The 16,303-nt window shown below is 63.1% G+C and carries 18 protein-coding genes; 6 read left to right on the top strand and 12 right to left on the bottom strand.

The annotated features are described in order from the left end of the window. Positions 1-47: 47 nt before the first annotated feature. Entirely contained in the window at positions 48-530 is a 483-nt protein-coding gene (locus ACK56M_RS01195; RefSeq protein ID WP_100413102.1) for a TIGR02444 family protein, read from the top strand. Here ACK56M_RS01195 and ACK56M_RS01190 read toward each other — a convergent pair. Beyond that, positions 506-1,624 (bottom strand): AlgP family protein, encoded by a 1,119-nt coding sequence (locus ACK56M_RS01190; protein WP_015268547.1) that lies wholly within the window; start codon positions 1,622-1,624, stop codon positions 506-508. The genes ACK56M_RS01195 and ACK56M_RS01190 overlap by 25 nt on opposite strands. A gap of 380 nt (positions 1,625-2,004) precedes the next feature. On the opposite strand from ACK56M_RS01190, the gene ACK56M_RS01185 reads away from it, so the two are divergent. After that, positions 2,005-2,643, top strand: a complete 639-nt coding sequence (locus ACK56M_RS01185; RefSeq protein ID WP_411959219.1) for an FKBP-type peptidyl-prolyl cis-trans isomerase — start codon at positions 2,005-2,007, stop codon at positions 2,641-2,643. A gap of 9 nt (positions 2,644-2,652) precedes the next feature. Here the strand turns inward: ACK56M_RS01185 and ACK56M_RS01180 are convergent, their stop codons facing one another. The 7 genes from ACK56M_RS01180 to ACK56M_RS01150 all read right to left on the bottom strand — a co-directional run bounded on the left by ACK56M_RS01180 (position 2,653) and on the right by ACK56M_RS01150 (position 9,104). After that, entirely contained in the window at positions 2,653-3,123 is a 471-nt protein-coding gene (locus ACK56M_RS01180; protein WP_015268545.1) for an Rsd/AlgQ family anti-sigma factor, read from the bottom strand. 230 nt (positions 3,124-3,353) lie between these two features. Beyond that, positions 3,354-3,860, bottom strand: coding sequence for a disulfide bond formation protein B (locus ACK56M_RS01175; RefSeq protein WP_015268544.1), 507 nt, complete (start codon positions 3,858-3,860; stop codon positions 3,354-3,356). A gap of 221 nt (positions 3,861-4,081) precedes the next feature. Beyond that, positions 4,082-5,320 (bottom strand): heme biosynthesis protein HemY, encoded by a 1,239-nt coding sequence (locus tag ACK56M_RS01170; protein ID WP_015268543.1) that lies wholly within the window; start codon positions 5,318-5,320, stop codon positions 4,082-4,084. After that, positions 5,317-6,417, bottom strand: a complete 1,101-nt coding sequence (locus tag ACK56M_RS01165) for a uroporphyrinogen-III C-methyltransferase (protein ID WP_015268542.1) — start codon at positions 6,415-6,417, stop codon at positions 5,317-5,319. Before ACK56M_RS01165 ends, ACK56M_RS01170 begins: the two co-directional genes overlap by 4 nt. Before the next feature lie 45 nt (positions 6,418-6,462). After that, positions 6,463-7,230 (bottom strand): uroporphyrinogen-III synthase, encoded by a 768-nt coding sequence (locus tag ACK56M_RS01160; RefSeq protein WP_015268541.1) that lies wholly within the window; start codon positions 7,228-7,230, stop codon positions 6,463-6,465. After that, positions 7,227-8,168 (bottom strand): hydroxymethylbilane synthase, encoded by a 942-nt coding sequence (gene hemC, locus ACK56M_RS01155; protein WP_015268540.1) that lies wholly within the window; start codon positions 8,166-8,168, stop codon positions 7,227-7,229. Before hemC ends, ACK56M_RS01160 begins: the two co-directional genes overlap by 4 nt. Positions 8,169-8,360: 192 nt before the next feature. Next, positions 8,361-9,104: a LytR/AlgR family response regulator transcription factor gene (locus ACK56M_RS01150; RefSeq protein WP_015268539.1), complete on the bottom strand. Its 744-nt coding sequence runs from the start codon at positions 9,102-9,104 to the stop codon at positions 8,361-8,363. 298 nt (positions 9,105-9,402) lie between these two features. Here ACK56M_RS01150 and argH point away from each other — a divergent pair, with 298 nt between their 5' ends. Then, on the top strand, positions 9,403-10,797 hold the full coding sequence (gene argH / locus ACK56M_RS01145; protein ID WP_015268538.1) for an argininosuccinate lyase: 1,395 nt from the start codon (positions 9,403-9,405) through the stop codon (positions 10,795-10,797). A gap of 132 nt (positions 10,798-10,929) precedes the next feature. Here the strand turns inward: argH and ACK56M_RS01140 are convergent, their stop codons facing one another. After that, a complete protein-coding gene (locus ACK56M_RS01140) occupies positions 10,930-11,592 on the bottom strand; it encodes a glutathione S-transferase (protein ID WP_015268537.1) in 663 nt (220 codons plus the stop codon). Positions 11,593-11,739: 147 nt separating this feature from the next. Here ACK56M_RS01140 and ACK56M_RS01135 point away from each other — a divergent pair, with 147 nt between their 5' ends. Together ACK56M_RS01135 and ACK56M_RS01130 are read left to right on the top strand one after the other, a co-directional pair. Continuing rightward, entirely contained in the window at positions 11,740-12,042 is a 303-nt protein-coding gene (locus ACK56M_RS01135; RefSeq protein WP_015268536.1) for a hypothetical protein, read from the top strand. A 70-nt stretch (positions 12,043-12,112) separates the two neighbouring features. After that, the gene (locus tag ACK56M_RS01130; RefSeq protein ID WP_015268535.1) at positions 12,113-12,358 is read left to right on the top strand and encodes a TIGR02647 family protein; all 246 of its coding nucleotides are present in this window, start codon (positions 12,113-12,115) and stop codon (positions 12,356-12,358) included. Between the two features lie 133 nt (positions 12,359-12,491). Here the strand turns inward: ACK56M_RS01130 and ACK56M_RS01125 are convergent, their stop codons facing one another. Further along, the gene (locus ACK56M_RS01125; protein WP_264209714.1) at positions 12,492-14,435 is read right to left on the bottom strand and encodes an FTR1 family protein; all 1,944 of its coding nucleotides are present in this window, start codon (positions 14,433-14,435) and stop codon (positions 12,492-12,494) included. A 319-nt stretch (positions 14,436-14,754) separates the two neighbouring features. Between ACK56M_RS01125 and ACK56M_RS01120 the strand changes: the two genes are divergently transcribed. After that, positions 14,755-15,210, top strand: coding sequence for an REP-associated tyrosine transposase (locus ACK56M_RS01120; protein WP_015268533.1), 456 nt, complete (start codon positions 14,755-14,757; stop codon positions 15,208-15,210). 204 nt (positions 15,211-15,414) lie between these two features. Here ACK56M_RS01120 and ACK56M_RS01115 read toward each other — a convergent pair whose 3' ends face one another. After that, a complete protein-coding gene (locus tag ACK56M_RS01115) occupies positions 15,415-15,666 on the bottom strand; it encodes a DUF3077 domain-containing protein (RefSeq protein WP_015268532.1) in 252 nt (83 codons plus the stop codon). Further along, entirely contained in the window at positions 15,663-15,938 is a 276-nt protein-coding gene (locus ACK56M_RS01110; protein ID WP_003260202.1) for a hypothetical protein, read from the bottom strand. Before ACK56M_RS01110 ends, ACK56M_RS01115 begins: the two co-directional genes overlap by 4 nt. Positions 15,939-16,303: the final 365 nt, after the last annotated feature.

The raw sequence follows: 16,303 nt of genomic DNA, 5'->3' as shown, positions 1-16,303 counted from the left end.
GGTCGCGGAGTCTACCAGCTTCCTCGGCCCATAGCGCGAGTGGAACCATGCACACCGACCTGTGGAATCACGCCCTGGCCCTGTACGCCAGGCCCGGCGTGGAAGCCGCCTGCCTTGAACTGCAGGCGCTGGGTGGCGATGTCTGTCTGCTGCTGTGCGCAACCTGGCTGCAGGCGCGTGGCGTGGCCGTGCGGGACGAACGCGTACAGGCATTGCGCGAGGTTACCGAGCCCTGGCAGCGCGAAGTGGTCAACCCATTACGTAGCTTGCGCCAACAGTGGCGAGCAGCAGCGCAAAGTGATGCGCAGCTGGCGGCGTTGCGTGAGCAGGTTAAAGGGTTGGAATTACAGGCCGAGAAAGCCTTGCTGGAACGCTTGCAGGAGCGTTCGCGACAATGGCCGGCAAGCGCCCATGAGCCCATGGACGACTGGCTGGCCCGGCTGGCGCCGGACCAGGCCCGCCACCACGACGCGCTGGTTGGATTGCGCGTCGCGGCGGCAGCGCTTCAGGACGCCGAAGACGGTGCCTGAGCCGGGGTGCTGGCAGGTGCCGATGGCGCTACCGAAGCTGCCGGGGTGGCCGAGTTGGTCGCGGCGGCCAGATTGCTGGCGGCTGGCGTAGCCGGTTTGGCTTCGGCTGGCTTGCTGGCAACAGGCTTGGCAGCTGCTGGCTTGGCGGCGGGTTTGGCGGCCGTACGTGCTGGGGCCTTGGCGGCAGCTGGTTTCGCGGCCGGCTTGGCAGCAGCGGCTTTGGCTGGCGTTTTGGCCGCCGCTGGCTTGGCTGCAGGTTTAGCGGCTGCGGTGGCTTTGGCTGCTGGCTTGGCTGCAGGTTTGGCAGCAGCAGTGGCCTTGGCGGCTGGCTTGGCCGCAGGTTTGGCAGCAGCAGTAGCCTTGGCAGTTGGCTTGGCTGCAGGTTTGGCAGCAGCAGTGGCCTTGGCGGCTGGCTTCGCTGCAGGCTTGGCAGCAGCAGTGGCTTTGGCGGCTGGCTTCGCTGCAGGTTTGGCAGCAGCAGTGGCTTTGGCAGCTGGTTTGGCTGCAGGCTTGGCAGCAGCAGCGGCCTTGGCGGCTGGCTTGGCCGCAGGTTTGGCAGCAGCAGTGGCCTTGGCGGCTGGCTTGGCTGCAGGTTTGGCAGCAGCAGTGGCCTTGGCGGCCGGCTTGGCTGCAGGTTTGGCCGCAGCAGCCTTGGTGACGGGTTTGGCGGCTGCCGGTTTGGAGGTCTTGGCAGCACGCTGGTCAAGCGCCTTGGCTGCAGCTTCGCGAACCTTGCCTACACCTTGGGCCAGCTTGAGGCTGTCCTGGGCATCGCGCTTGAGTTGCTGAATATAAGAACGAGTCTGGGTTTGACGTTCCTTGAGGGAGTCGAGCAGTTCTTCAAGTTCGCCAATGACTTTTTGCGCCTTGGTCTGCGCCTTGGCTTTACCTGCCTTGGCCGCGTCTTGCAGTTTCAGGCGACCGTTGTGCAGTTTTTCCTGGGCCTTGCCACGCTGCTTTTCCAACTTGGCCAGCAGTTTTTCCGCATCAGCCAGCGCTTGCGAGCAGGCATCTTCCAAGTGTTCGAGCAAGCTGCCCGAAAGTTGCTGGAGCAGGTGTAACGGCGTGCTTACTGGCTTCTTTTTAGCCGACATGGTTTACCTCCTGGCTGACGAGATTGCGGCTCATACTATGCTTCTGCTGCTACCGCCGCTAGGGCATGTTGACAGTATTGTTTACGCCGCGTTGCATGCCTGGGCAAAGTTGTTATCTTGCAGCTCCGAGCAAGTGTAGTTGCTGAATAAATCATTGCTGATATTTGGCAGTTATCTGTATTGCACAGCACTCCTGTAGGAGCGGCCTTGTGTCGCGATGGGCTGCGGAGCAGCCCCTTGATTTCAGCACCACCGCAGATATTGCCGGGGCTGCTTTGCAGCCCTGTCGCGACACAAGGCCGCTCCTACAGGGACCGCGAGCACACAATACAAATCGGAACACTGGCATACTTCCCCGCTCATTGGCGCAGGAACTGACCATGCCTCGATATCTTCTTTTAGGTTTATGCCTGCTGGCACCCATCGCCCTGGCCGACAGCGAAGAACATGACCTCGCCTACAGCATCGGCGCCAGCCTGGGTGAGCGGCTGCGCCAGGATATGCCGGGCCTGCAGTTGGATGCGCTGGTAGAAGGCCTGCGCCAGTCCTACCAGGGGCAACCGCTGAAACTCGACAAGGCACGCATGCAGGCTTTGCTCCAGCAGCAGGAAGCACAGGAAGGCGATGCCGCCATGCAGAAGCTGCAAGCTGCCGAAACACGCTTCATGGCCAACGAGCGTGGTCGTTATGGCGTGCACGAACTACCGGAGGGTGTGCTCTACAGCGAACTGCAAACAGGCACGGGCGCGCAGCCCAAAGCCGGTGGCAAGGTGCAGGTGCGCTATGTGGGCAGGCTGCCAGACGGCTCGGTGTTCGACCAGAACCAGACGCCCCAGTGGTTCAGCCTGGACTCAGTCATCGAAGGGTGGCAGGTGGCCTTGCCAAAAATGCACGCTGGCGCCAAATGGCGCCTGGTGATCGCGTCGGCGCTAGCGTATGGCGCCGAGGGTGCGGGCGACCTGATTGCACCCTACACCCCCCTGGTGTTCGAGATAGAACTGCTGGCGGTTGGCGACTGACGCCAACACTCACGCCGGTAATGCGCCTTCTTCCTTGTGCGCGTTGTGCAACACTTCGATCAGGCAGTCTTCCAGTTCGAAGCGCTCGTGCAGCAGGCCACCCAGCTTGCCCAGCTTTTCGGCAAAGCGCTCGGTGTTTTTGCACTCACCCTTGGCGCAATGGTCATTGAAGGCCAATGCGACCTGAGTACTGTCGTTGATCCGTGGGTTGATCTCTTCGGCCAGCTTCAGCGCCTTCTCGTCGCCGAAGGCCTTGGCCTCACTGACCAACTGCTCGCAGACTTCGAAATGCCACGCCGAAACGTAGTCAACGAGGAGCGCGCAAAAGTCCCCGTTCGTGTCCTTGTCGGCGAAGGCCGGCTTGGCATCGCGCAGCGCGCGGAAAGCCTGCACCAGTTCCTGGCGCTCCTCCAGCCAGCGGTCGATCAGTTTGTGAACCCCACCCCAGCGTTCCTGAGCGTTCTGACAACTATCGAGCATGGCGATCTCTTCCCTTCTGGGTAGATGCCGCTGCACCTCGCACCACGACCGTGCAGCACAAAGGTGACATCAGCAGGCGGCATCGAGCAGTTGTGTTTTCGGTATGCGTGCAGGGAGATTATTCCCGCGCGTGCTGCCCTTCAAGGTACGCAGCGGACAAAGTTCATACAAGTGTTTAATACCCAGTTACACGGCCATTGGTCGTGCCAATGGTGCAACCTTGCGCCAAGTCATGTTCTCGCCAGGGTGCGGAAACGATACGCCAGCAGACAACTCAAGGGCAGCATTGCCAGCAGCAGGAACGCCAACAGGCTCCACTCGGGCAGGGTCAGGTCGAGGAAGCTCCAGGTCAGCGAGTTGCAATCCGGGCCGCCGAACAACAATTGCCGGGCTGCCTCGCCCCAGGATTGCTCGATCAGCCGCCCGAGCGGCACCGGGCAGACAGCGATGGCCCCGTCATCCCCCTGCAACCACACATGTCGCGCTGCCAGCAACGCCCCGGCCAGCGAACAGCCCAGCGTCGCCCGCGCATAACAACGAATGCCCGCCGTACCCGGTGCCTGCAGCACTGCCGCCAGGCACAGCATTGCGTACACTCCAAGCAGCAACCGCTGGCTGAAACACAACGGGCAGGGCACCAGCCCGAGGACGCTTTCCAGGTGGAAGGACGCAGCCAGTACCGCCAGTGCAGCAAGGCAGGCAGGTAGGAAAAAGGTGCGCAAACGGGCCGGCAGCATGGGCGGTGAAGGTCCCGGGATAATGAAGAGGCTTGAAACGGTAGAGGAAAGAAGCGCTTTGTTTCAAGGCGCGACAGTAAGGACAAGTCGCTGAATCGCTAAGGAAATTTCCAACCATGCGGTAGGAAACGTCTGAAGAAATGGACTGCAGATCTAACTTACACAGAGAGAAAAGTTACCCGCCCCCGAAGCCCGCACCTTTGCGCGGGCCCTGGGGTAGGTCAGGCGCGTACGCCTTCGGGCAAAGGCAGGGCCAGCAGGCGCTCGTCCAGCAGGCCGAGGCCCTCTTGGAACAGCTGGTTGCTGCGCTCGGTCTCGCCAAGGCCGGCGAGCAGGCGCGCCAGCTCGGCACAGGCCTCGGGGTTGCGTTCCATGCGCAGGCTGCTTTCCAGATAGTCCCGTGCCTTGCCCCACAAGCGGTTCTGCAGGCTCAGACGGCCCAGGGTTAGCAGCAGGCTGGCATCTTGCGGGTGGGCCTTGAGCCAACCTTCGGCTGTTTGCAGCTGGCGCGCCGGGTCATCGCCGCGCACCAGGCCGTACAGGCGTGCCAGATGGCTTTCGTATTCACGCTTGAGAGCGGTGCGAAGCACTTGTTCCGCTTCGCTCTGGGCGCCCACCTGACGCAATTGCTCGGCATAGGCCAGCACCAGTTGTGGCTCCTGGCGCTGGGCAGCAGTCAGTTGCTGCCAGGCGCGCTCCAGAGCCTGACGGGCGCTTTGCGCATCCTCGCCACGGGTGGTGGCCAGGCTCAGGTTCTGGCCCCAGGCACGTTGCTCCAGGGCAGCCAGCTCGGCGGCCGGCAGCACCTTGCCCTTGCGCAGGTCAGGCAGCAGGCGGATCAGGGCAGACCAGTCGCCGCGTTCCAGGTGCAGGCGCTGCAGTAGGCGCAGCACCTGGCCGTTGTGCGGGTGGCGCTCCTGCATCGCCAGCAGGGTTTCCAGCGCGCCGTCGCTTTCGCCACGGTCCATCTGCAATTGCGCATGGGTCAGGGCAATAGCCAGCTCCGCTTGCGGCTGGCGCTCCAGAGCACGTTCCAGCAGGTTGTCGCTGTCTTCGGTTCGGCCTTGCTCGTTGGCGGCACGCGCGGCACCAAGGTAATACAGCAACGGCTGGCGCTCGGCCTCGGCGGCACGGTGCAGATGGCGCTGGGCACTGGCCCAACGGCCCTCGGCGAGGTCCAGCTGGCCCTGCTCGATGGCCAGACGAACACGCCGGCTGCGATTACGCCGCGACCACGGGTTGACCACGCCACTGGAAGTCAGCACCAGGCCGACCAGGTAGCGCACCAGCCACAGCAACAGCACCACAACCAGCAAGCCGGCCAAGGCCGCCCACAGCCCCGACTGGTAGCGGAAGCTGCCATAGGAGATCAGCACGTAGCCGCTGTGCTTGGCGACCGCGATACCTAGCGCCGCGGCGACCACGATCGCCAGCACGGCCAGCAGGTAGACACGCTTCATGGCTTGCCCCCTTCAGCATCGGCCGGCAGGTGGCGGCGCTGGATATAGGCCTGCACTGCGGCCAGACTTTCGCTGAGGTCAGGGGTAACCACCGACACCGGCTGTTCGGCCAAGGCATTGAGGCTGTCAAGCATGGCCTTGCTTTGCGGGTTGTCGGCGTTGAAGTTGGCCAGCAGCACGCTGCGGGCGTCGTCCAGCGCCTGGGTGTAGACCTTGCTATCGCCATTGAGCGCTGCCCACTGGGCCTGCTCGATGGTCAGGCTCAGGGCCAGACGCAGCTGGTTCAGTTGCTGCCCGGCCAGCAGCGGACGCACGTTGTCATCGGCGTTGAAGTCGATCTGGAAGTACTTGGAGATTTCGGCCCACCATTGGGACAGGCGACTGGCGCCATCACCATCGGCGGTGAGCGCGCCCAGGGCATCGGCATTGGTGTCGAACTCTGGCGACTGGGCGCTGAGTTGCTGCACCAGCTCGCGCTGAGCGGCGAGTTTCAGGAACAGGCCGGTACGGTCCGGTTGCTGAGTGCTGTTGAGCGTGGCCAGGCTGCGCGCCAATTGCTCACGGGCGGCGAAGGCACCCGGATCGCTCTGCTCGCGCAGGATCTCGTCCGCCCCCTCGACCAAGGCCTTGGCACTGGTGATGTCCTGCAGCGCCGACAGGCGCAGGGTGGCCAGGCGCAGCAGGTGCTCGGCCTCGGCCAGGCGCCATTCCTTGCGGCTTTCGCCCAGTATGGTTTCCAGGCGCTGGCTGAGACGTTGCTGGTCACCCTGCAACTGTGCCACCAGGCGGCGGCGGTCTTCCAGCTCGCTGGCTGCCGGCAGGCTGGCCAGTTGCGCGCTGATCTGCTGCTCACGCTGCTGCAGGGCCTCGGCGCGCTGGTTCAGCGCCTCGATGTGCTGGCCCTGGTTGAATTCGCTGCCTTGCAGTTGACGCACCTGCCAGACACCCCAGCCACCTACCGCCACCCCGGCCGCGCCCAACAGCAGGGCCAGCGTTGCCAGGCCACTGCCGGAGCGCTTGGCAGGTGGGGTGGTGACGGGTTCCGCCGGCGCCTGTGCCGACGGCTGATCGTTATTGGACAAGACAGTCTCGCTCACGTATCCATCCTTTGCATGGGGGCGCATCGCGTTCAGCTTAGCGCCTTAAGAGGCAGGTGCAGCGCTGCGCTGCACGGCTGCCAGCAAGGCCGTGGCACTGGCGCCACGGCAATCCACAACCTGTTGGGCCCCGGCGGCCCTGGCCTGATCGGCAACCCGAGGGCTGGGCACGAACAGCGGCAGACGCGCCAGCTGCGGCCAATCGGCGCCGGCCATCTGCTGCAAGTGTTCAAAACCCTGCCCACTGCTGACCACCAGGCCATTGAGGCGTTCCGCTTCGATGCGGCGCATCAGGGTGCCCGCCGGGTAAGCCGGCAGGCAGCGACGATACAGTTCCAGATAATCGACACTAGCACCTTGCTCTGCAAGACGCTCTGCCAGCAGTTCGCGACCTCCCACACCACGAACGATCAAGATCCGCGGTGCCGGCACGGCAACTGCCTGGTGCAGGGCTGGCAGCGCCAGCAACGCTTCGCTGTCATCGCCGCGTGGCGGGACGCTCACCGCCACGCCTGCACCCTGAAGCACGGCGGCGGTCGCCTCGCCCACGGTGAACCAACCTTGCATGGGTGGCCGCAGGCCGGCCTCGGCCAATTGCTCAAGCAACAAACGGGCTGCCGGCTTGCTGACCACGATGATCGCCTGGAAGGCGTGCAGGCCTTCCAGCAACAGGCGTTGCTGGTTGTCCACAGCGACGGGCTCGATTGCCAGCAGCGGCAGGCAGCTGCTGGCTACCCCCGCCGCTGCCAGGCTTTGCGCCAGTGCCGCACAGTCCTCGGCAGGCCGGGTCAGCAACAGGCGCCACGAACTCACGGGTGGCCGGCCTCGCCGTAGACTTCCTTGAGGATGGCCTCGGCGCCCTGCCCCAGCAGGTCCTCGGCCACCTGCACGCCCAGGCTTTCGGCGGCAGTACGTGGTGCGCGGGCATCGGCCACCAACAGGGTACCGCCGCTGGGCTGGCCTACCAGGCCACGCAGCCACAGCTGGTCACCTTCAAGCACCGCATAGCAGGCAATCGGTACCTGGCAGCCACCATTCAGGCGCTTGTTCAGGGCACGCTCGGCCACCACCCGGTCGGCAGTATCGGCATGGTGCAGCGGTGCCAGCAGTGCATGGATTTCGTGGTCGGCACTGCGACATTCGATACCCACCGCACCCTGGCCGCCTGCCGGCAGGCTGTCATCGACGCTGATGGCGGAAGTGATGCGGTCCTCGAAACCCAGGCGAATCAAGCCGGCAGCGGCAAGGATGATAGCGTCGTACTCACCGGCATCTAGCTTGGCCAGGCGGGTGTTGACGTTGCCACGCAGGAAGCGGATTTCCAGGTCCGGGCGACGCGCCAGCAACTGGGCCTGGCGACGCAGGCTGGAGGTACCGACAATGCTGCCGGCAGGCAGCGCATCGAGGCTGTCAAAGGTATTGGAAACGAAGGCATCGCGCGGGTCTTCGCGCTCGCAGATGCAGTACAGGCCCAGGCCTTCGGGGAAGTCCATGGGCACGTCCTTCATCGAATGCACGGCGATGTCGGCTTCGTTGTCCAGCAGGGCGGTTTCCAGTTCCTTGACGAACAGCCCCTTGCCACCGATCTTTGCCAGCGGCGCGTCGAGCAGCTTGTCGCCACGGCTGACCATGGGCACCAGGGTCACCAGCAGACCGGGGTGGGCCTGCTCGAGGCGGGCTTTGACGTATTCGGCCTGCCACAGGGCCAAGGCACTTTTACGGGTGGCAATGCGGATTTCGCGAGTGGACATGGAACGCCCCGATCCAGAGAAATGCTGTCGATGATAACAGCATCGCCGGTATCGCTAGCAGATGTGGATCAGGATCCTGTGCTTACCTGTACCGCCCAATCGCCGGCAAGCCAGCTCCCTCAGCCGTGCAAGGCTCAAGGCTGACACTATACCTGTGGGAGCTGGCTTGCCGGCGATTGGGCCGGTACAGGCTCAGAGGGTTTGCATCATCTTGCGCACACCGGCCACATGGCGCCGGCTGACGGTCAGGGCGTCACCGTCCAGGCCTTTCAGGTATAGCTGGAAATGCCCCAGCGGCGTGCGCTGCAGGCGTTCGATACGCTCACGGGCGACCAGGGCATTGCGGTGGATACGCACGAAGCGTTCGCCAAACTCGTCTTCCAGGGCCTTGAGCGGCTCGTCGAGCAACACTTCCCCGGCCTCGTGGCGCAAGGTCACGTACTTGTGGTCGGCAATGAAATAGATGACCTGGGGCAAAGGGATCAGCTCGATGCCTTTGCGCGTGCGGGCACTGATGTGGCTACGCGGGCCGCCGCCTTCGTTGGCCGGCCTGGTGAGCGCCGCCAACTGGGCGCGGTTGGGCTTTTCGGCCTTGCGCAGGGCATCGCGCAAGGCCTGGGCCTGGAAAGGTTTGGTCACATGGCTGAGGGTACTGTCCTTGAAAGCCTCGGCACCGTATTCATCGTCCCCGGTGCAAAACACCACCGCCGGAGGCGCCTCGCGCTCGCACAAGCGAGCAGCAACCTGCAGGCCATCCAGGCCTGGCATGCCGATGTCCAGCAGGACCACATCGGGCTTAAGGCTTTCGATCAGCGCCAAGGCCTCCTCGCCGTTGGTGGCGCTAGGCTCCAGCACGGTGTAACCCTCCAGTTCGCCGAGCAGCCGGCTAAGGCGCTCACGGCCTTGGGGTTCGTCATCAACGATCAGGACATTCATAATTGCGCTGGATTCCTGAATGAGTCTCGCACAGGTATAGCGTAGACAGGTATGGTTCGAGCGACACTAAGGTCACGCTCTAGACCGGTGCGAAGGCCAAAGATTCACTCGGCCGGCAGATTCACTGCCAGTCCTCCTGTCCAACTGTAGACGGTCCGTGGAACACTGCCGTTCATTCCTGCAAATCCTTCTCTATCGTTTTCCGCGCAATTCTGTCGACCAGCGCCCTGCGGCGGCCGGCCCAAACCCTGCTATCATCGGCGCCACTTTTTCGTTCACGCCTGCAATGAGTGAATCCATGAGCACCGACAAGACCAATCAGTCCTGGGGCGGCCGCTTCAGTGAACCCGTCGACGCCTTCGTCGCCCGTTTCACCGCCTCGGTCGATTTCGACAAGCGCCTGTACCGCCACGACATCATGGGTTCGATCGCCCATGCCACCATGCTGGCGCAGGTCGGCGTGCTCAGCGATGCCGAGCGCGACACCATCATCGATGGCCTGAAGACCATCCAGGGTGAGATCGAAGCCGGCACCTTCGACTGGCGCGTCGATCTCGAAGACGTGCACATGAACATCGAGGCACGCCTGACCGACCGTATCGGCATCACCGGCAAGAAGCTGCACACCGGCCGTAGCCGCAACGACCAGGTGGCCACCGACATTCGCCTGTGGCTGCGCGACGAAATCGACCTGATCCTGGCCGAGATTACTCGCCTGCAGCAGGGCCTGCTGGAGCAGGCCGAGCGTGAAGCCGAAACCATCATGCCCGGCTTCACCCACCTGCAGACGGCACAGCCGGTCACCTTCGGCCATCACCTGCTGGCCTGGTTCGAAATGCTCAGCCGCGACTACGAGCGCCTGGTCGACTGCCGCAAGCGTGCCAACCGCATGCCCCTGGGCAGCGCCGCGCTGGCAGGCACCACCTACCCGATCGACCGCGAGCTCACCTGCAAGCTGCTGGGCTTCGAAGCCGTGGCCGGCAACTCGCTGGACGGCGTGTCGGACCGCGACTTCGCCATCGAATTCTGCGCCGCCGCCAGTGTGGCGATGATGCACCTGTCGCGCTTCTCCGAAGAGCTGGTGCTATGGACCAGCGCGCAGTTCCAGTTCATCGACCTGCCAGACCGCTTCTGCACCGGCAGCTCGATCATGCCGCAGAAAAAGAACCCGGACGTGCCGGAACTGGTACGTGGCAAGAGCGGCCGTGTGTTCGGCGCCCTGACCGGCCTGCTGACCCTGATGAAAGGCCAGCCGCTGGCCTACAACAAGGACAACCAGGAAGACAAGGAACCGCTGTTCGACGCCGCCGACACCCTGCGCGACTCGCTGCGTGCCTTTGCCGACATGATTCCGGCCATCAAGCCCAAGCACGCCATCATGCGTGAAGCGGCCCTGCGCGGCTTCTCCACCGCTACCGACCTGGCCGACTACCTGGTACGCCGTGGCCTGCCGTTCCGTGACTGCCATGAGATCGTGGGTCACGCGGTGAAGTATGGCGTGGAAACCGGCAAGGACCTGGCCGAAATGAGCCTGGACGAACTGCGCCAGTTCAGCGACCAGATCGAGCAGGACGTGTTTGCCGTGCTGACCCTGGAAGGCTCGGTGAATGCCCGTAACCACATTGGTGGTACCGCACCGGCGCAGGTGCGTGCGGCCGTCGCCCGCGGCAAGGCGCTGCTGGCTTCGCGTTAAGGCCTCAAGGCGAGGGCTTTGCCCTCGAACGCCGGCAAGCCAGCTCCCACAGGTATGGCGTGACCCTCAAGGTAAGCGCTGTAACTGTGGGAGCTGGCTTGCCGGCGATGGGCTGCGAAGCAGCCCCAGCTTTTAGCGTTTACCGCTGCGAATCATCTCCATGAAGGCCGGCATCGCCGCCTCCTTGTCCGCCACGATCCGCGCCATGTGCGGGTTGTCGCCCATCAGCTGCAGCAACGCCTTGGCCTGCGGGAAGTCCGCCAGGAAGTCGATGTTCAGCACCTTCTTGCCCACCGCGTAGGCCAGGTCGACCGAGAAGCAGAACATCAGGTCTGCCAGGGTCAGTTGCTCACCCGCCACATAGGGGGCGAAGCGGCCGTTACGCTTGAGCGTGGCAAAACCGGCCAGCAGATCCGCGCGAGCTTTTTCCTTTATCAGTGGCTCGACCTGCATGCCAAAGAAAGACTCGGCATAGCAGGTACGCGCCGGTAGTTCGATGTAGAGCTCGATTTCCTTGAGCAGCTCACGCACCTTGGCCTGCCCGAACGGGTCGGCAGGCAGCAGCGCCTTGCCGCCCTGGGTCTGCTCGATATAGTCGAGAATCACACTGGTTTCGCTGAGGAAGCCGTGTTCGGTCTGCAGCACCGGCACCTTGCCTCGCGGGCTCACTTCCAGCGCCTGTGGCGCCTGGCCGCCATAGAAGATGACTTCTTCGAAGGGCAGGCCTTTTTCCAGCAGGGCCAGCTTGACCATGTTGTAGTAGTTGCTGACCGAGAATCCATGAAGCTTGAGCATGAGGTAACAGCCTCCAGGCCGTAAGGGGTTGGCCCGGCTTTTATAGACCGTACGACCGCCCCTGACCAGCGTCATGCACCCTGTCAATGCCCGGGCATTGCCGCCACGGGCGTGGCACACTGTGCATCCCATCACAGGAGTACCGCCATGAGCGAGCCCACCGAAATCGACAATGACGACGACGAAGCCTTCGCCGAGGCAACGCTGACCCAGGCTATCGAGAACCAGATAGAAAGCGGCGAGCCGCCTGCGGCCAAGGCCACCTTCAACAAGCTGACCCTGGTTGGCTATGAGCGTGAAGACATTCTCAACCTGATGGCCCATGTGCTGGCCTTCGAGATCGACAACATGCTGGTGGAAGACCGCGCGTTCAACAGCGAGTGGTATGAAAGCGCGCTGCGGGCGCTGCCAGAGTTACCACCTGAGATGGATCAAGGCGAGGACGAATAACCCGGCTACACTCGAAGATCAGGCACCGTAGAACGGTGCCGTCATCCTTGTCTGGAAGTCAGGAGTCGCCATGCCTTTTACCCCCGATCTGATTGCTGAACTGGAAGTACTTTCGCTGTTCAAGCACGACAGCAGCCAGGAAGGCATCAAGATTCACAAGAACGCTTCCCCTGCCCTGGTAGCCGCCGCGCAACGCCTGCATGAAAAGGGGCTGACCGATCAACCTGATGGCGGCTATCTGACCAGCCTGGGTCATGACGCTGTCGAAAGTGTCCAGTTGCTGCAGAACATTCTCAAGGCGCCACAGCCGGCCTGAACTGATAATGCCAGGGGCTGCCTTGCAGCCCATCGCCGGCAAGCCGGCTCCCACAGGTACAGCAAATGGCTTGAAGCCGATGCGGTCGGAGTGGGAGCTGGCTTGCCGGCGATGGACCGCAGCGCGGCCCTAATCAGTTGGCCGCTGCCCTGCGCCTTTCCGCCAGGCGCGAGCGCCCGTACAGGAACACGATGGCCAGCAAGGCCAGCGCCTGCGCCGAAAGCGAGTAGGCGTCAGCGTGAACCCCCAGCCAGTCGAACTCGAAGAACGCCACCGGCCGCGTGCCAAGTACCCCGGCCTCTTGCAGCGCCTTCACGCCATGCCCGGCGAACACCACCGACAAGGCACATAGCAGCGCGGCGTTGATACTGAAGAACAGCGACAGCGGCAGCTTGGCCGAGCCACGCAGGATTACCCAGGCCAACCCCACCAGCAGCACCAGCGCCGTGGCGCCACCCGCCAGCACCGCCTGGTGCCCGGCTGGGCCGGCCTGCAGCCACAGGGTTTCGTAGAACAGGATCACTTCGAACAGTTCGCGGTAAACCGAGAAGAACGCCAGCACGGCAAAACCGAAACGTCCGCCACCACTGACCAGGCTGCTCTTGATGTAATCCTGCCAGGCGGCAGCATGGCGGCGGTCGTGCATCCACACGCCAAGCCACAGCACCATCACCGCGGCGAAAAGCGCCGTGCAGCCTTCCAGCAGCTCGCGCTGGGCGCCACCAACGTCGATCACGTAGGCTGCCAGCGCCCAGGTTGCGAAACCGGCCACCAGCGCCAGGCCCCAGCCGATGTTGACGCTGCGCACCGCCGACTGCTGGCCGGTATTGCGCAGGAAGGCCAGGATCGCCGCCAGCACCAGAATCGCCTCCAGGCCTTCGCGCAGCAGGATCAGCAAGCCGGATACAAAGCTCAGCGACCAGCTCAGGCCATCGCTGCCCAGCAGTTTGGAAGCCTGCTCGAGCTTGGCCTTGGCTTCGCTCAGGCGTTGCTCGGCCTGGGCCACGGGCAAGCCGTCCTGCAGCGACTGACGGTAGGCCATCAGCGATTTTTCGGTGTCCTTGCGCGCCTGGGTGTCGATGTTGTCCAGCGAGCTTTCCACCAGCTCGAAGCCTTCCAGGTAGGCCGCTACTGACAGGTCATAGGCCTGGTCGTGATCACCTGCGCGGTAGGCCGCCAGGCTCTTGTCCAGAGTGCTGGCGGTGTATTCGAGCAATTGCGCCGGGCCACGTTTGACCTGCGGCGGCTGCGCGCGCTGGGCGCGGAACGCCTCCACGGCCGTGGCACCTTCGCTGGCGGCGACTTCGGCCGGGGTCTGGCGGGCCAGGTCGGCGATGTTCCAGGTCTTGTCGCCTTTGCCGGCTTCTGGTTTGGCGGTGAAGCTGGCGATGTAGGCAGCCACATCCCAACGCTGGCGGTCGTCCAGCTGGTCGGCAAACGAAGGCATCTCGGTGCCATCGATGCCCAGGGCCAGGGTGTTGTAGAGGTCGAACAGGCTCAACTGGTCGAGGCGCGAAACATCGCGCAGGTTGGCGGGTGCAGGCTCCAGGCCCACGCCGGCCGGGCCGTCGCCGGCGCCAGTTTCGCCGTGGCAGATCGAGCAGTTTTGCGCATACAGCGAAGCGCCACGGGCCGGGTCCGGGGTAATCACCGGAGCCTGGCTGACCTCGTAGGCCACCGCCAGGCGTGCACCCAGCTGGCGGGCCTGCCTGGCAACAGCCGGGCCGTCCTGGCGCTGGTCGATGGCCTGGCGCAGCGCCTGGACGCCCTGCTCCAGGGCTGCTTGTTCAGCATGCGCAGGCAGGCCTTTGACCAAGTCGGCCAATACCGCGCTGAACTCCTGCTGCTCGCGGTATTCACCATCGTCGATCACCTTGCCGTCTTGCACGGTGGGCGGGTAGTCGGCGCCAATGTAGTCCAGCAGGTGCAGGGCCTTGGAGGCCTCGGCGGGGGCTTCGGCCAGCGCCAGGGTACTGCACAGCGCCAGCACCGGGCCGAGCAAAATAACCGGCAGCCAGGCAAGCAGACGGGAACGGGTTTTCATGGCCAGTCTCGAAGGGAATGCGAAAGAGAACATTGTTCACTCCCACTTTGCTTCACTCAAGGGTGCTGGGCGGATTTAATGAAAAATCTTGCTACAAATCAGATGAAGAGGGGGAATGCGCTGAACCTGTGGGAGATTCTGTCTTGTGTTGCCGGTTCGGGCCTCATCGCTGGCAAGCCAGACTCCCACAGGTATTGCACATGGCTTGAGGGAGATGAGGTCGAGGTGGGAGCTGGCTTGCCGGCGATAAAGGTTGCGCCGATGTCACTGGAAACACCGGGTACCAATTGATTGGTTATTCGCAGATCCATAGCCACTAGCCTGAGGAGCAACCCATCAGGAGACAGGGAACATGGATCGTCCCCACTCAGACCAGTTACGGCTTGGCCGTTTTTCGGAAACCAGTCGATTGTATCTGCTTACCAGCACAACCCTCGACCGGGCCCCAATATTCAATGACTTTCACTCGGCCCGCTTTCTGGTTGCCGAGTTGCGCCAGGCTGAAGAGGAAGGTGCCGTCAGATCGCTGGCCTGGGTGGTGATGCCAGATCATTTTCATTGGCTGGTCGAGCTTGGACCGGGCAGCCTGAAGCGCTTGATGCGCAGGGTGAAATCTCGCAGCACCATGATGATCAACAGGTATCAAGGGCGAAGCGGCCAGCTCTGGCAGAAGGGATTTCATGACCGGGCCTTGCGCCGGGAGGAGGATGTGCAGGCGGTGGCGCGGTACATCGTCATGAATCCGAAGCGGGCAGGATTGGTCGCGAGGGTGGGGGATTATCCGCATTGGGATGCAATTTGGCTTTGATGGGGCTTTGCCTGTCAGGGCCCTATCGCCGGCAAGCCAGCTCCCACAGGGTACACATCAGGCCTGTGGCAGGCGCTGACCTGCCTGGGCCTCATCGCCGGCAAGCCACACAGGTCAGTCACAGGACTCGATAGCAGTGAACGTACAGGTGTGGGAGCTGGCTTGCCGGCGATGGGCCGCACAGCGGCCCCGGGGTCTTTAGGGTTATTGAAGAACCTTGTTCATCCCCCGCTCCATATCATCGATCAAGGCCTTGGCCATCTCGCTTAGTATCCGCACAGCGCTACCGGCAATGCGGTCGTTTTCCATTTCCGCTTCGGTGGTCAGGTGGCGAATACAGCCCAGCAGCACAGATAGCTGCGAGAAAGCATGGCTGAACGGCACATTTGGCTGCAGGCGGAACAAGTCGAAGGTTTCCACACCTGCGGTTGCAGAGTCTCTTGGATCATCGCTCATCGGGTCGCTCCTTGATCGTGGCGGGTTGCATGGGTGCGGTCGCACACGGCATTGATCAGGCGGCAGAGCAATCGAATATTCATGCCCATGGCATTGCGCATGTCGCCGGGAGGGTTGTCGAGCAGGACTGTGGTGGTGTGGTCGATGGTCAGGGTGATGGCGCTGATCAGCTCTTCGCAGTCTTTGGGGCTGAGTGGATCGATTAGTGAGAGTGCGGGAGGGTCGAGCAGAAGCAGATCGGTAACTGGTGGATCGGGGACGAGCTTGTTCATGGCGGAACTCCGTATGGGGGATTGAACTGCTCTCCTCCTTGTCTCACGAAGTTGGGTGGCAGTCGTGCACGGTGTGAGACACGGGACATACGGTAACCCCGGCCAGACCGAAGCCTGTCCGCACACGACCGCCATAAAGCGGTGCTACCGAATGAAATCCGGGTGTCTCACGCCCGATCGCCTTGCGAGGCGACCCCACGACAGTATTCCGGGAACACTTTCCAGCCAAGACAGCACCTTCCGACAGGTGCTGTAGGATAATTCGACAGGGCATCCGAACTGAAGCATTTGGTTTCAGGTTCGGAAATGTCTTACGACGCCTCAGTTCGGTGCGGGTTGAAAACGGCAAGGCCTGGCCCTCATGG

Origin of the sequence: Pseudomonas sp. s4 (assembly GCF_046764235.1) — a bacterium.
In the GTDB taxonomy this organism is placed as follows: Bacteria; Pseudomonadota; Gammaproteobacteria; order Pseudomonadales; family Pseudomonadaceae; genus Aquipseudomonas; species Aquipseudomonas asiatica.
This window is presented reverse-complemented; position numbering and strand designations above follow the sequence as displayed.

Excerpts from the sequence above, each read along its gene's own strand:
- ACK56M_RS01195 (WP_100413102.1), top strand. The coding sequence starts at position 48 with ATGCACACCGACCTGTGGAATCACGCCCTGGCCCTGTACGCCAGGCCC.
- ACK56M_RS01190 (WP_015268547.1), bottom strand. The coding sequence starts at position 1,624 with ATGTCGGCTAAAAAGAAGCCAGTAAGCACGCCGTTACACCTGCTCCAG.
- ACK56M_RS01185 (WP_411959219.1), top strand. The coding sequence starts at position 2,005 with ATGCCTCGATATCTTCTTTTAGGTTTATGCCTGCTGGCACCCATCGCC.
- ACK56M_RS01180 (WP_015268545.1), bottom strand. The coding sequence starts at position 3,123 with ATGCTCGATAGTTGTCAGAACGCTCAGGAACGCTGGGGTGGGGTTCAC.
- ACK56M_RS01175 (WP_015268544.1), bottom strand. The coding sequence starts at position 3,860 with ATGCTGCCGGCCCGTTTGCGCACCTTTTTCCTACCTGCCTGCCTTGCT.
- ACK56M_RS01170 (WP_015268543.1), bottom strand. The coding sequence starts at position 5,320 with ATGAAGCGTGTCTACCTGCTGGCCGTGCTGGCGATCGTGGTCGCCGCG.
- hemC (WP_015268540.1), bottom strand. The coding sequence starts at position 8,168 with ATGTCCACTCGCGAAATCCGCATTGCCACCCGTAAAAGTGCCTTGGCC.
- ACK56M_RS01150 (WP_015268539.1), bottom strand. The coding sequence starts at position 9,104 with ATGAATGTCCTGATCGTTGATGACGAACCCCAAGGCCGTGAGCGCCTT.
- argH (WP_015268538.1), top strand. The coding sequence starts at position 9,403 with ATGAGCACCGACAAGACCAATCAGTCCTGGGGCGGCCGCTTCAGTGAA.
- ACK56M_RS01140 (WP_015268537.1), bottom strand. The coding sequence starts at position 11,592 with ATGCTCAAGCTTCATGGATTCTCGGTCAGCAACTACTACAACATGGTC.
- ACK56M_RS01135 (WP_015268536.1), top strand. The coding sequence starts at position 11,740 with ATGAGCGAGCCCACCGAAATCGACAATGACGACGACGAAGCCTTCGCC.
- ACK56M_RS01130 (WP_015268535.1), top strand. The coding sequence starts at position 12,113 with ATGCCTTTTACCCCCGATCTGATTGCTGAACTGGAAGTACTTTCGCTG.
- ACK56M_RS01125 (WP_264209714.1), bottom strand. The coding sequence starts at position 14,435 with ATGTTCTCTTTCGCATTCCCTTCGAGACTGGCCATGAAAACCCGTTCC.
- ACK56M_RS01120 (WP_015268533.1), top strand. The coding sequence starts at position 14,755 with ATGGATCGTCCCCACTCAGACCAGTTACGGCTTGGCCGTTTTTCGGAA.
- ACK56M_RS01115 (WP_015268532.1), bottom strand. The coding sequence starts at position 15,666 with ATGAGCGATGATCCAAGAGACTCTGCAACCGCAGGTGTGGAAACCTTC.
- ACK56M_RS01110 (WP_003260202.1), bottom strand. The coding sequence starts at position 15,938 with ATGAACAAGCTCGTCCCCGATCCACCAGTTACCGATCTGCTTCTGCTC.